Annotated in this window: 7 protein-coding genes; 1 reads left to right on the forward strand and 6 read right to left on the reverse strand. The window is 43.1% G+C overall.

Annotated elements, in window-relative coordinates; genetic code table 11:
• The coding region (locus CK510_RS31785; RefSeq protein WP_211293198.1) for a hypothetical protein at positions 1 to 546 on the forward strand (546 nt) is incomplete at its 5' end.
• A 72-nt stretch (positions 547 to 618) separates the two neighbouring features.
• Here the strand turns inward: CK510_RS31785 and CK510_RS14680 are convergent.
• The 6 genes from CK510_RS14680 to CK510_RS14705 form a co-directional block, all read right to left on the reverse strand.
• Positions 619 to 1,236, reverse strand: coding sequence for a hypothetical protein (locus CK510_RS14680; RefSeq protein WP_211293199.1), 618 nt, complete (start codon positions 1,234 to 1,236; stop codon positions 619 to 621).
• A 389-nt stretch (positions 1,237 to 1,625) separates the two neighbouring features.
• Positions 1,626 to 3,260: an SdrD B-like domain-containing protein gene (locus tag CK510_RS14685; protein ID WP_095722410.1), complete on the reverse strand. Its 1,635-nt coding sequence runs from the start codon at positions 3,258 to 3,260 to the stop codon at positions 1,626 to 1,628.
• A 542-nt stretch (positions 3,261 to 3,802) separates the two neighbouring features.
• Positions 3,803 to 5,563, reverse strand: coding sequence for an SdrD B-like domain-containing protein (locus CK510_RS14690; RefSeq protein WP_245912156.1), 1,761 nt, complete (start codon positions 5,561 to 5,563; stop codon positions 3,803 to 3,805).
• A gap of 195 nt (positions 5,564 to 5,758) precedes the next feature.
• Positions 5,759 to 8,140 (reverse strand): OmpA family protein, encoded by a 2,382-nt coding sequence (locus tag CK510_RS14695; RefSeq protein ID WP_245912157.1) that lies wholly within the window; start codon positions 8,138 to 8,140, stop codon positions 5,759 to 5,761.
• Positions 8,140 to 12,462 carry an Ig-like domain-containing protein gene (locus CK510_RS14700; protein WP_095722411.1) on the reverse strand — a complete coding sequence of 1,441 codons (4,323 nt, stop codon included), beginning with the start codon at positions 12,460 to 12,462 and terminating at the stop codon, positions 8,140 to 8,142. Before CK510_RS14700 ends, CK510_RS14695 begins: the two co-directional genes overlap by 1 nt.
• A complete protein-coding gene (locus CK510_RS14705; protein ID WP_095722412.1) occupies positions 12,459 to 13,394 on the reverse strand; it encodes a DUF11 domain-containing protein in 936 nt (311 codons plus the stop codon). The genes CK510_RS14700 and CK510_RS14705 overlap by 4 nt, the downstream gene beginning before the upstream one ends.
• Between the last annotated feature and the right edge of the window lie 870 nt (positions 13,395 to 14,264).

Below are 14,264 nucleotides of genomic sequence, written 5' to 3' on the forward strand. Positions count from 1 at the left end.
GAAGTTGAATGTCCAGCAATGCCTTTTCCAGTTACCCCTGATGAAAAAGATAAATATGAATCTCTAATTGATAATAGCATTGGCTACATTGGAGGTAATTACAAAAACCTCGACAAGAATATTGAGATGGCAAATGCTGACTTTGAACGTAAATATTACGAAGAAAGAATTTCCCAGATTGAAATTGAACGGGAGTCAGTCAAAATATGGACAGACAAGAAATATAACGAAGCCTTAAATAAAGCGATCGCACAGTTACCTTTATACTATCCAGAAGAAATATTTGATGAAACAGGACTCAATCCTAAAGAAATTGAGAGCGAACGCAGAAAGCGTTACGATAAACGCAAACAATTAATTGAAGAAAGTGCGAATAAGCTAAGAGAGCAGAAAAAAGAGTTACTGGATGAATGTAAACAAAAAGTTGATATCTTTGCTGAAATTGCAATTAAGCGCTGTGAGAATTTAATTAAAGATGCTAACAAGAAATATCAGCAAGCGGGAGGTGAGGAAGTAGAACAAAACAATCCAAGTCAGGCAAACTGATTGGGTATGAGTTAGGAGTGGGGAGTTACAAATATCTAAAATTTTATGTTTGTTTCCCCTTTCTCCTTTCCCTCACTTTTTCTCAGGGGTTATGTCAATCGTTTTTGGTGGTTGGGAATTCGATTTTGGCTGTTTTGGTGGGGGAGTTGCACGAACCAAACCAGCGTCAAAGAAATAAACGCGATCGCAATATTGCCTACCACTCGTACAAAGTGCTTCAATAGAGACATCGCTAACATTACTAACATCTAAAGATAGAGTATTTTGCTGGGAAGGGGAAACTGTACGTGTTTCTGCTTGTCTGCCATCTAAATATACTCTTACCTCGACACCAGGACTTTTGCTATCGTTATCCCGCATTCCAAATCCTAAATTTAAGGTTTGAAAATTTGCCTGGGGGCGATTACTAGGTTTAATTTTACAAGTTATTGCCGCCGAACGATTACCAGAACCAAGATAAAACTTGCTTGAATACACAGCTCTGCCAATCGAAATATCCATATTTTCTTCGCGAACGCTACCAAGTCCACTACTGACACATTTGGCATTTAATAAACTTGTCATTCGTGCTGGACGTTGGGCTTGGGTTATTATATTATTCTCGCCCAAAATCGCCACACTAGAAAACGCAATACTACCTGCAATTAGAGAAATAACAAACCGAGAAGTAACAAACCGATTTTTCCGCATAAGACTCAAAAAGTAACATTAAGGCGATAGGTAAAAACAAGATAATCATACGCGATCGCACCTAATTTTCTGAATCATATTTGCGACTAGTAGTCCACCACACAAATTATTACGGATAATTAATTAAGCAATAAGTGGTTACGCAAAATTAAATATATATCGCCATTGTGGGTAGAGCAGAGGATTTACAAGGGTTTAAGCTTTTCGTAATGTATGATTAATTTTGCACTACTACTTAATTGTACTTAAGCCTCTCCCCTTGCCAAGGGGAGAGGTACCCTTCGGGTAGGCACGGAGTGACTTCCAAAGGTAGCGCTACCCTAACGGGAACGCTAAAAGCGAACGCTCTATGGAGAGGGGTTCTATATTTTGCGGTATAAACAGACGCTCTAATTAATCGTGGTGCGGAAGCGAACAAACCCAAATCTGCCACCGGGAAGAGTGCCCAAATTAACAACCACAGCCCCGTTATTATTACTGCCGTTACAAATATTGGTGTACTCTTGCAATGGTGTTAGAGAACTCAAGAATCTACCTCCGTCGGTTCCACTACCTGCATTATTGACAACAACCGAATTATTCGCATAAGTAGTATTACTTGGGACTAAATCGCAAAAACGAATATTGCGAATGTCTTCATTACCTTCGGTGAGGAAGTAAATCGTATACTCCACATTATCCCCCGATTGTAAGGGTGTTTCCAGATTTGGAACACCTTGAAAACGCTCTGGTTGGGGGAGCGCATCATCGTTATTATTATTTGGATCGGGAACAAAGCTATTAAAGTTACCAGCAATTGGCTGACCGTTTCTACTTGCACTAGTAATTCGTTTAATTAAGCGAATATTTGGTGTTTCTGAAGCACCTAAGCGAGTTGAACGGAAACCAAAGTCAATAGTAAGCAGCGATTGGTTTGGTTGCGTCAGGTTTGCTGGGAGTGTTGTGTTTGTGGTTGGGTTGAAGTCTTCACCAGGTCGAACTGCTTCCACTGTATAATTGCCCAATGGTATAGCAGTAAACCCATAAATTCCATTTTCGTTGGTGGTGGTTCGGTTAATTTCTTGACCGTTAGCATTTCGCAAAATTACGATCGCATTGGGAATACCTGGTTCACCTCCATCTTGAACCCGGTTGGCATTGCGATCGTTAAATACTGTATCCCCAATTGCTCCAAAAGCTGGGGCACAAATACGTATTTGAGCTAAACCGATGGTTTCATCTTGTCTCGGTTCGCCAAATTCTTTACCTGGTTCGTAAAGAATTTGAATCCGGGTTACGGGAGCGGCAGGTGTAACGGCAACGTTACCATCTGGTCTACTCGGCAACGAGTTTTCGTTGATACCTACAGCAATGTTCCCTGTGACGCGAGTTGTGTTACCAAGGGAATTCAGTGTGACCGCAACAGGAGAATCACCATTAAATGCATTAACTGTCACCCTGTCTTGAAAAGTAAATCCTAAGTCGCGCTGACCGTCTCTGTCTACGTCAAGGAGTGTGAGGGGAGCGGGGAAAGAAACAGGACGATCGAAGGTGATGGTGATGGTAGCGCTGCCAGGTGAGGGGTTCTTACCGATACCGATATGAAACCGCAGGTTAGGTCCAGGTAAACCACCGTAGATATCGTTATCAATTCTGGTTCCGTAAACTTCATTCTGAAATGGGACTAAGTTGGATTCGATAACTTGTCCGGGAATACTTTCGCTAAAACCGAATCTAACCCCCACTCCTGCGACATTTAGGTTTTGAGCCGAAATTGCTTCTACACCTACTGCTGGCTGCCAGTTAACGGTTGCTGGTACTGTTCCTGTAGGACAGCTTGTTGGGGTTTGGGCAAACACTTTTTGATTTGGAATGCTGCCAAATAAGGCTATGTGGGTTACTGCCAATGTTGACGCGAGAAACAAAGATTGTGCTGGTTTCAATTTGTTTCGCAATCTTCGATTATTTACTTTGTGAGGTTGTTGGAATGCTCCCTCTAAGTTACGATTAAAAAGTTGGTTTATTTGTATAAATAAAGGTTTCATTTTTGAATCCGAAAAGTATAGATAAGTTGTTCTGATGGTTGTTAATGGTTAACTGAATAATAGGGAATAATAGGGAAAAATAGATTTTTTTTGCCTTTATAATCAAGATAATTCTAAATGTTTAATTCAGAATTCAGAGATGAAAATTATCAAGCGTGGAAGGAAACTATACACTTGATAATCAGCTTGAAAAATTTGAAAAAACTGGATTATTTAGACATCGATCGAATTTAATTATGGGTTCCGGAAACCCTTTATAGAGAGGCTAAACATTACATCTCTAGATATTTTCCGGAGATGACTAGTACAGCTTGGTGTAAATATGCCTAGCATTTAGGGCTTGAATTTAGTCCTCTAAAAGAGGACTTTCGCTATTAGACAGAGGTTTATAACCTCTGGCTCTTGACGAGTTTGGTATTCACAATAGTCGGTTTACTTGCGCCGTGTTTGTTGTACTAGAGCGGTTCTCGGTTGCATCCAATACATTGACCTAACCCCCAACGCCTTCCCTACTAGGGAAGGGGAGCAAGATAATATATTTATTAGTTGACTGTGACGCGGAAGCGCACAAAGCCAAAATTGCCACTAGGAACATTGCCCAGATTTGCGACTACAGCGCCGTTGTTGTTGCTGCCATTACAAATATTTACAAACGATTCTAAAGGTGTAAGGGGAGTTAAATATGTACCATTATTTGCGCCGCTACCTGCACCACTAATACCAATACTGTTACTAGCAAAAGTCGTTCCCCTTGGTACTAAGTCGCAAAACTGGAGATTGTTTATGTTTCCGTTACCTTGGGTGAGAAAATAAATCGTGTATTCGACTTCATCACGCGATCGCACGGGAACTTCGAGGTTGATAAGTCCTGGGAAGCGTTCCGGTTGAGTCAGGTTATCATCGTTACTGTTGTTGGGGTCGGGGACAAAGGTGTTAAAACTAGTACCAGCAATCGCTTGTCCGTTGCGTCTAGCGTTGGTAATTCGCTTGATTAGCCGGATGTCGGGTGTTCCTGAATCTCCCACAGGAGTTGTGCGGAAACCAAAGTCAATGTTCAGTAGAGCTTGGTTTGGTTGGGTAAGATTTGCTGAAGCGGTTGTATTTGTGGTTGGGGTAAAGTCATTGTTTGGTCGAATTACTTCAACTGTGTAATTGCCCAACAACAAAGCCGAGAAACCGTAAATCCCATTGCTATTTGTGGTGGTTCTGGAAACCTCCTCACCGTTGGAATTTCGTAAAATTAGGGTGGCATTGGGAATACCTGATTCTCCTTCCTCTTGTGTGCCATTACCATTGCGATCGCTAAATACCGTATCTCCAATCGATGCGATCGCAGGAGGTGGTATACAGATACTTAATCTAGCTAAACCGACGGTTTCATCTTGTTGGGGTGTACCATATTCTTGACCTGGCTCATAAAGAAGTTGAATACGATTTAACTGACCGGGAATTGTCGCCGAAACGTTACCATCTGGTCTGTCGGGAAAGGAATTTTCGTTGATCCCCACAGCAACGTTTCCGGTAACACGGGTTGTGTTCCCAAGCGATCGCAGGGTTACACCAACAGGGGTACTACCATTAAAGGCATTAACTGTGACTCTATCTTGATAAATAAAGCCAACATCACGCTCACCATTGCGATCTATATCGAGGATAGTTAGGGGAGATGCCAGAATTACAGGTCTAGAAAAGTTGACGTTTAGAGTTGCGTTTCCTAGTGAGGGAGTTTTTTCCTGACCAATATTAAACCTTAAATTCGGTCCTGGTAAACCACCGTAAACGTCGTTATCAATTCGAGTTTCCACGTTATCAATAACCTGTCCGGGAACGCTTTCTGTAAAACTAAAATTTATGCCAACTCCGGCAACATTTAGACTTTGAGAGCTAATCCCTGCTGCACCTGTGGCTGGTGTCCAATTAACAGTTGATGGACTTGTACCTACTGGACAAAATCCTTGATTTTGGGCAACTACTTTTTGCTTATAAATACTACCAAATAAGGCTATTTGTGTTGCTGTTAGAATTAGTGCTAACAAAGAATATCGCAGAAACTTTAAGATTTTTCGCCATCTGTGATTCTCCTGTAGAAAGGCTGACGAGGGTTTTTTCTTACCTTCACTAGAGATAATAGAACTTAGTATCCCATTCTGTACAAGTTGCTTGAAAGATGCTTCCTGCGTCAGCATGACAGATGGGAATTTCCTACGAATCCAAGGGGGAATATCCCTCGCTCTGGGAGGTTGACGTAATGAATTACGCAAGCCCCTAATTAGCACGATTATTAGTTTAAATAATGCTTTCATTCAACCTCCCAAGACACCCCACTGATAATTTATGCCAGTGGTGGATTATTTACTGATTTACACTTTCAAGAACACACTGAATTAGCCTTATTAGCTTTCTCACTTTTTGGTTTTAGCTATACTAAGAACGGTTAAAATTCCACTGATTAAATACCTGTTAGTCTAACCGTCCATAGTCTATTTACCTCCGAATATTTACCTCCGACGAGGACGCGATCGCACTGGTTGAGATCGATTACGTCGTTGTTCTATTTGTAAATCGTCTTCTTGTTCTTCGATGATGATGTCCACACCTCGAATATCTTTGAAGATGATTTCGGCACGTCTGTCTCTTGCATAATCTGTAATATCCGTACTTCCCGGAACTTTAAGCTGTGACTCCCCTAAGGAACGAATTGTCATCCTTTCAGGTGCTACACCTTTACGCAATAGGTAGTTTCTCGTTGCTAATGCCCGTCTTCTACCTAATGCCAAGTTATATGCGTCACTAGCTCTAGGGTCAGTATGTCCAACAATTTCAATCACAATCACTGGATATTGCTGCAACACCTCAGCTATACGGTCTAATACCTGGGCACTTCCTGGACTCACGAATGATTTATCCAAGGCAAAGTGGATATTCTTTGGTACGCGAATCTTCAACGGTGGTGGTGGTGTTATTTCCGGTGGTTCTGGTGGTTTTTCTGGTGGCGGTGGTACGGGTCGCGAAGTACACTGCGGTGGTACCACTGGCTGGGGTCGGGAGTTGGGTGTCAAGTTAGGGAAAGTTCCCGGTTCGCCAATTACCGCAGCTACCGCAGGCTCAGAGGTTCCGTATTTAGGATCGGTTGCGATCGCGCTGACTGCATCCCCCAGTTGCACGTTCCCAATGTTGGTACTAAATTTCCCATTTTCATCAGTGGATACCGTAATAAGCGGCAGGTTTAGCGCCCCATAACCCAAGTCATATACTGAATCTTTACCCCGTTGATAATCGCTTAATTTATAAATTGTCACCTCCGAACCGGGGTCAGCTTTACCCCGGATAGTGGCTCCTGTACCCGATAGGGAAAATGCCCTGGTTGTAAATTCCGGTGCGTTAATTGCCCCATTCCCAGTGTCCAGACGACGGTTGCCAGAATCCCGTTTTGGGTTGGCTCCATCACCTTTTTGAAAGTCGATAACATCGAGGTTGCGCTGACTAATTAGGTCAATACTCAACCCTTCCAATACCGCAAATCGGTTATTGCGAATAATATTTTTGACAGCAGGGCTATTACTGCCAATATCGTTGCGGGGGAAGGAACTGACGCTGACTCCTGGACCAGTTTGGTTGTCGATTTGGTTGCCAATTACTTGATGGTTACTACCCATCAAGTACACTGCTGCTCGTCGCAACCTTCTGCCGTTATAGGTAATTTTGTTATTTTCGAGGGTGACATTACCATCTGGTTTAAATAAATACACCCCTGCCCCGTCGTTAGCGCAAATTAAATTACCTGTAATTTGCGAGTTGGTGACAATTCCCTCAAACCGCAAGGCATCGGGCATCCCCGCCAACCCATTTCCAACAATAATGTTTTGCGTTACCAGAGTATTTTCACCCCTTACGGAGGTAATAATTGCACTACCATCGTGATAATAAATCCGGTTGCGGCGAATTGTTGTCCCTTGGGAGTTGAAGATATACACCCCAAAAGCCGAAGTTTCTGTGGGTATTTTTTCATTCTCCGTTAACCCCAACCAATTATCCTCAATCGTGACATTCTTGGGTGGAACGTCGCGATCGCGAAATGGCAAGTTATTACTAGGTGGCTTTTGCTTGCGAATATCCGGTGGGGGAAATTTATGGGCGACAACTATATCCCCAGGTGGGGTAGTTAAAGTTACAGGTTTGGGAACACCATCATAAATTAACAAGTTACCCAATTGCTGTTTGACGGGACTAGCATTAAAACCATAAATACTTAATCCACGCACCGTAATTCCATCGGCAACAATTGTGAAACCGCGAAATATCTCCGTATTTTCTGCTGTTGTGATTGCTACAACTGGGACAGGAATGGCAATTTCAGCCGTTGCCGATTTGGTGCGATCGTAACCAGGTTGGGTTGTCCCATCTATGGTTAAGTTTGCACTTGCCAAATCCGGTAAGATTTTTTGCAGTTGAATTGTGGTGCCACCTGTAGGTAAATTAAATTCAATCTGCGAACCTCTCCCCGTAGCTGGCTGCACTTGGGCTTTTTCAGCAGCACTAAGTTGTTCAAGCTTGAGGGTTCCATTTACCAGTTCCACCGCTTCCCGCAGAGTTAGCTGGTTATCTGCCTGCACATTCCCATCTTGGTTACTATTTACCACTACCCGCAAAGCTGGGGCAGGAGTCGGAATTGCCGGAACAGGATTTGGTTGTTGTGCCAGTTTCCCTGTATTTGTTTTTCCACTTACCGATATTTGGCTAACGGCAACACTTGCAGGCAAAAGATAAAAGCCACAAGCTAGCAAACTGAGAGTAAAAGGAGAGGCAAGAATCGAGATGGGGAGAAATTTTTCTCCTTCCTTTTTTCTCCTCAGACACCATAAATTAATCAATCTGGACATCAATCTTTACTCCTCTCCACTACACCTTGAACCTTTACCTGGGGTTTCCCATGTTGCTGTTTCAAAAGATTGATGAGTTGCTGTTGCGACTGTTTAGGCTGAATCCTCAACTGGGGTAATTTTTCCTCTGGTTTGGATTGATTATTTTCCAGTTCGTTATTCTCCGTTGGAGTCGCGTTACTTGAATTCACGCTGTTAGCGTTATTCCCGTTTTCAGGTTGAATCCCCCGCAACCTATTCATCAATAGATTTTGCGATTTTGGAGACGTAACTGTATCGACAGTTAGGGTGTTTTGCGGAGCAGTTTGTTGAGTGTCCTGATTGCCAAATTGCCCGATTGGAGTATCAATTTGCGGTGATAGTTGTTGCTGTAACTGCGTACCCTGACTAGATTCCGAAACTTGATTTTGCCCCGGTTGAGTCTGACTTTGCGGTGGTTGAGTTTGCGGTGGTTGAGTTTGTCCCGGTTGCTGAAATTCAATACTAGGAGTAGGTTGAGATTCGCTGCTGGGATTGGTTGGAAAGGGATTCACTGGTGGTGTCTGGGGTACAACTCCAGAAACTGGCTGAACAACCGATTCCTGTTGTTGCTTGGGTACTGGCTTTTGCAATCCGAATCCACCCAAGAGTTCGTTCAACTTCAAACTGATGTTCAAATAGAAACCACCATCGGAACGATATCCAGAGAAATCGCGATCGCCATTCACATCCACACTGCCAAAACTGTAACCAGCTGCAACTCGTAAATCTGGAGTTAAGTAATAACCACTTTCGACTGCCAAACCATACTCCGTATAGCCATTACCATTGTTTGAATCTTGACCAATCCAACGACCTTCTACAGCTAAGTCATTTCGGTATCCCAGTCGATAGGTTGCCCTTAACTGAGCTAGTTTTGCCGTGCCGTCAAATCTGTCACCATCGGAGAAGGTGACACCATTACGGAGGGCAAATTTACCAAAGAATTCCCAATTCCAGCTTGGTGCGTAAATACCCTCAGCCGAGAATGTATGACCTGTTACCGTCGAGCCAATTAACTGCGATTCGGGAATTGAGTCAAAATTCTGTCGCCATTCGTATTTGAGTAACCCGTTGAACTTATCGTTTGTCGGGTCACGATACGCTAAACCAAACTTCAGACTTGAGGTATCCCCCAGTTCTTGAAAGCGAACTCCGGAGCTATTTCCAATACTCGATGAAGTCGGTAAAAATACGTTTGCCTCACCTGCTTGTTGATAGCGAACCAACGCCGTCAAAGCCGGACTAATCTTACCTGCCAGCGCCGCCGATATGACTAGATTGTTCTTTTCACTACCATCACGGTACTCAAATCGGGTACTGGCTTGGAAATTTGGGTTATCTGTATATTCCAATCCCAGGCTGTAGACTGAACCAGAGAATAATCCCAGGGAAGAAGATGTTTGTCCGACAGCGTAATATTGCTCAAACTGGGGTCCTGCTGCGGTAGCATTGAACATGTTTTTAAAGACATATTCGTAACCAAGATTGAGCCGTAATCCCGGTGCGATCGCCCATTTATTATTTAGTCCGACTGCCCCTTGTCCCTGGAGTCCGTTGTATGCCGAAAGTACGGAATATCGCCCTGTAATTGCGGTATTTTCGGATAATTTACTGTCTAGTAGGGTATCAAATGTGGTAATTGAATTACCCCTAATTAATTCACTACTATCAAAGAATTGATGGGCTAGTCGGAAAGTCACACCCGGATAGGCTTTCCAATCCAGTCCTAATGTTGTTCTATTGGGATAGAGGGGGTCACTATCACCAAGATTCAATTCATTTTGTGCCTGGAATAATAACGACTCTCCTAATGGCACCTTCAACCGCGATACTAATTGTTGAGCATCACCATCAAAGCGATCGCTCACCCTATCTTCACGGGAACGGTTCACATATTCGGCGCTGACTTCTGGACTCAATCTACCCCTGCCCAAACGCTGCAACAGTCCGACGCGGAAAGTTTGCAATTCATTACTAACCCGTTCTCCTGGACGTGCTAGGGGTTGGGGGTTGAATAAATCAAAGAAGTCAACTACCCGTCCTGGGGCTGTGCCGTAATTCTCTTCAAAATCATAAGCAGCGCGGAAAGTTGTGGTTTCCGACAACCTGGCAAGCAGTGATGCTCCGTAACGGGTTTGTCCTGGAGAAAAACTCGAAGTCGCATTATTGACGAAATTCGGTTCAACTGCCCGATAGTAACCCTCAGCCGCAACGCGATCGCCTAAGTTTCCACTGGCTTCGATCCGATAGGCATTCCCATCAACGCTATTCCCCGTTAACAAGTCGCTATTAGAGCGGGCAAATTCCCCGACAATCTTGCCAGCACTACCAAAGGAAACCAAAAAATCAGCCCCATATAGCTGAAAATCGTTATCCCCTTGGTCTTCCCGCAGGTAACTTCCCCCAAAAAATGACTTCTTATCGATGTCGTTGGAGAAGTTATACTGCAATCTACCAGCATACAAATTGGAATCCCTACCACCCTCATTTTGATAGGAGACAACAACCCGCCGCACCAAAGTCGCCCCAAATGGATTCAAATCGGTTGCTAAAATCGGACGACGGAATAATAACGTACCTCTGTCGTAATCAATCTCATAATCCTGACCACGATACAATGGTTGACGTTCTATCACCGTACCTGGACGGTTAATTTCCTCCGCTTCCACGTAAACCGTTTCACTTCCTGGAACTAGCAAACGCTGCGACAAGAAGTAATTTCCACTCGTTCCATTCGGTACAAACGTATCCCGTTGAAAACCTTCGATGTTGTTTGCATACATCCCTGTAATTTGCAACTGTCCAAAGTTATAATTCAACTTCAAACCATGCAATTGCCGGGTAGTCGCCGTATACAACTGGGAACTTCGGGAAAATTCCTCGGTGTTGTAATCACCCCACATCAAATAATCGGGTTCCGCACCGGGTATCGATGGAGTCCGCTCAAACCGAGCATAAACGCTATCGATAGATGGGGTAGTGGGTGTCATCGTCGAACTATCGCCGTAGACAGGATACTGTTGTTCGCAAAACTGAATGCTGCCAAACAAGCGGTTTCTGCCTTCGCAATCCTGGTTAATGGGACGATAACTATTAAAAGCGCCCGTAAATAACCATTCCCCGACTCTTCCTGTCGCAAATACCGAAGCTTTAAAATCTACTCCCGTACCACCATCGATAGTTCGCGGATTCAGAAAATCCCCAAAACTTCCCCAATAATCGGTTCCCTTTTGACCAATTCGCAAATTGATAATACCCGTTGCCAAAGAAGGACGTAAAAACGTCACAAATTCAACTTGGGTATAAGCTTCCAACGGCGAATCCGTCAGCTTTTCCAATATTGAAGTATCGGTTTGCTGCGGAAACGGCTCGTCAGCACGGGGACCAACTATCCGAGGATCGAGTTGAGTCACATTCGGCGAAAAAGAACTAGACCTTTTCACCCGAAGTTTGTCAACTGCTGCCCTGACTCGTACCTGTTGTGGCTTAATATCAGCTTGCAAGGTGGCAATAAATTCCCCATCGCGAGCTATGACTTGAAACCCTTGTTGGTCGCGGCTTTGGTCTGCACCAACAAACTTACCTGCGCTTGTGGTCAAGGTGACAATGACATCACCGATAATTGGTTGACCATTTTCGTCAGTTAGTGTACCCCGTAATTTCACAGTCGATCGCCCGTCAGCCTGCGCTCTCGGGTCTGCTGCTGGGGCTATGTCTAATTTGACTTTTTGCCCTTGTATCCCCGAAGGTAGGGCTGGTTGAGATGGTGCTGGTACTGTCCCCTGCCCAACTTGAGGTGTGGGAGAACTTTGAGGATTTATTGGAGAATTTACTGGTGAATTGACAGAACTTTCCGGGTTGGCAACATTTGGCGACGAAGAAGGAATTATGGGAGAGATTGAAGGTAATGAGGGATTCCCACTATTCCCATTCTGCCCTGCTGGAGTTGTTCCTGCTTCTGCCTCTGCAACCATAAATGAAGACAAAGAAAATCGAGATAAAGACGATCTCAATTTGTCTGTTGCCTTGTCTTCGACTAAACTAACTTCTTGTGTAGTGACTTTCAGAGTTGCAGCTTTTGCTGTAGACGGAGAAAATATCTTTACACCTAATAATGAAGGAAGTATCACAGCAAGAAATGCTGATAATACACCTGCGTTACTCTTCACTAACATCTTCAAGCACAAAATCGAAGATACTTGCTTCTCAAATGTGACAGAGTGTGGGGTGTCTCCCCTTTGACATTTGTTGATGTCTAGCCCCAATTTATAAATACTGACTCCCAACTTTTTTGTTTTCATCGCTTATCCTCTGAAAACGCAGGCGTGACCCCAAAATTAACTCTTGCCATACTTCCCGGTGCTAATTGCACCATCCGAGACTGGCTATTTCGTTCAATAAAGTATCTATTCGGTGCAAGTGCGTAGCCGGGTAGACTGGTTAAATCGAGGGCTGCTGAACGATAGCCCGACACAACGTTTGCCAAAGAGAAAAGCCCATTGGCATCAGTCATAATCCGGTTGCCATCATCCATATAAATGACTGCATTCGGTACTCCAGGCTCATTTCGCTGTTGTTCGCCGTCAAAGTTCTTATCAACGAACACTCGCCCAACTAAAGTTCCACAATCTGATACAATCCCACCGCGAATCCGCAATGAGTGACTAGCTTGGTTACTTATAAGATTTCCGGCTCGTGCTTGCGCTAAGTTTCTACCAGTACCACGTACCGCATCGGGCGTTACTTCTACTGCATAGGAAACATTTAATGTCTGATTCGGTTGCAGTTCTTCTGGCGTACTGATTGTAACCGTGCGGTTATCCCCACTACTCAACGCCAGTTGTACTGTCTGGTTTCCAATACTACCGCGAATTGAGCGACGGGCAAATAATAGTCCCAAAGGTAGTCTATCGGTTACAGTCAGATTCCTCGCTGAAACCCTTCCCGTATTTCTAATCGCAAGTCGATAGATGACCGTATCTCCTGGTTCCGCAGCCGCTCTGTCTCCTGTTTTGATAATTTCCAGCGCTGCTTGTCCAGCTCTTAAGGTTACAGGATTAGACTCGACAAGCCGTCCTCCTGGTCTTTCTGGAATGTTTTCCGCACCTACACGGGCAGTGTTTCGGATTTCAGTTTGAGCGATACCAGGTAATACTTTATGAGTAAAAATACTTAAAGTGAAAATGGTAAAAAAGAGGCTTCTGTGCCTCAGCCATGATTTTATAGATGTCATTGGTAGGCATCAACTAATAGCGGAAGTTTCCTTTTAGATTAGGTTTTAAATTTAGGCTTTAATTTAGGTTTTAAATTTAGGCTGTTAAATCTACAGAACCTAATCGTGACTATGATTCTGATTGACTCCGATCCTAAAAAAGGTCAGAGAAAATGAAAAATATGCAATCTGGAGTGATAAATTTGCATTTTACTCGCGATCGCCTATAATTTTTTTTGTGATTAGAGCATATTATCAAACATATTATCCGTCCTCACAATACGGGTAATTTTTGTTATGGTTTTGTTATGGCAATTTATCGCCACTCTTTGAATGTCTTGGCAATCTGCATGACCATAATTTTCTTACGATGCAGCAATTAAACAGCTTGCTGTTGTGTTTGTGTGAGGATACTGAACTCTAACTGAGCGATTATCTGGAAAAGCAGACTATTTTTCAGGTTTTTATGTTCCCGAAAGAAAATATGTTTACACAATACTGCGATCGCGAATATTCATGATTTTTGGCAAGAGCAGAAGTGTTTCTGTTAATAATCTGAGAAACAACGCATCAGATAGATTTGCTAAATCTTGAGGATTTTTTAGAGAACACTTAAGTAATATTACCCAGAAATTAATGATAAGCAATCAGGGTAGCGAAAAAAAAATCAGTATTTTTTCTTATCTTCATACATACGCGTTTGTAAGTACCCCAATTTCCCCATAATGTAGAAAATTACAGTTATATTTTTTACTGACTTACATTATTGTTTCCGTAATTAATTTATTAATTATTTTTTAAATTTACTAATAAATGCCATGAGTGAATCTATAAAGACAATCTCAATCTAACTATTCCCGAAAATTACATAAATCACAGATTGAAGATATT

Origin of the sequence: Brunnivagina elsteri CCALA 953, from assembly GCF_002289455.1 — a bacterium.
Lineage (GTDB): Bacteria > Cyanobacteriota > Cyanobacteriia > Cyanobacteriales > Nostocaceae > Brunnivagina > Brunnivagina elsteri.

Bases quoted from the DNA above. Each gene is read 5' to 3' on its own strand.
- CK510_RS14705 (WP_095722412.1), bottom strand. From the start codon at position 13,394: ATGACATCTATAAAATCATGGCTGAGGCACAGAAGCCTCTTTTTTACC.
- CK510_RS14685 (WP_095722410.1), bottom strand. From the start codon at position 3,260: ATGAAACCTTTATTTATACAAATAAACCAACTTTTTAATCGTAACTTA.
- CK510_RS14680 (WP_211293199.1), bottom strand. From the start codon at position 1,236: ATGCGGAAAAATCGGTTTGTTACTTCTCGGTTTGTTATTTCTCTAATT.
- CK510_RS14690 (WP_245912156.1), bottom strand. From the start codon at position 5,563: ATGAAAGCATTATTTAAACTAATAATCGTGCTAATTAGGGGCTTGCGT.
- CK510_RS14695 (WP_245912157.1), bottom strand. From the start codon at position 8,140: ATGTCCAGATTGATTAATTTATGGTGTCTGAGGAGAAAAAAGGAAGGA.
- CK510_RS14700 (WP_095722411.1), bottom strand. From the start codon at position 12,462: ATGAAAACAAAAAAGTTGGGAGTCAGTATTTATAAATTGGGGCTAGAC.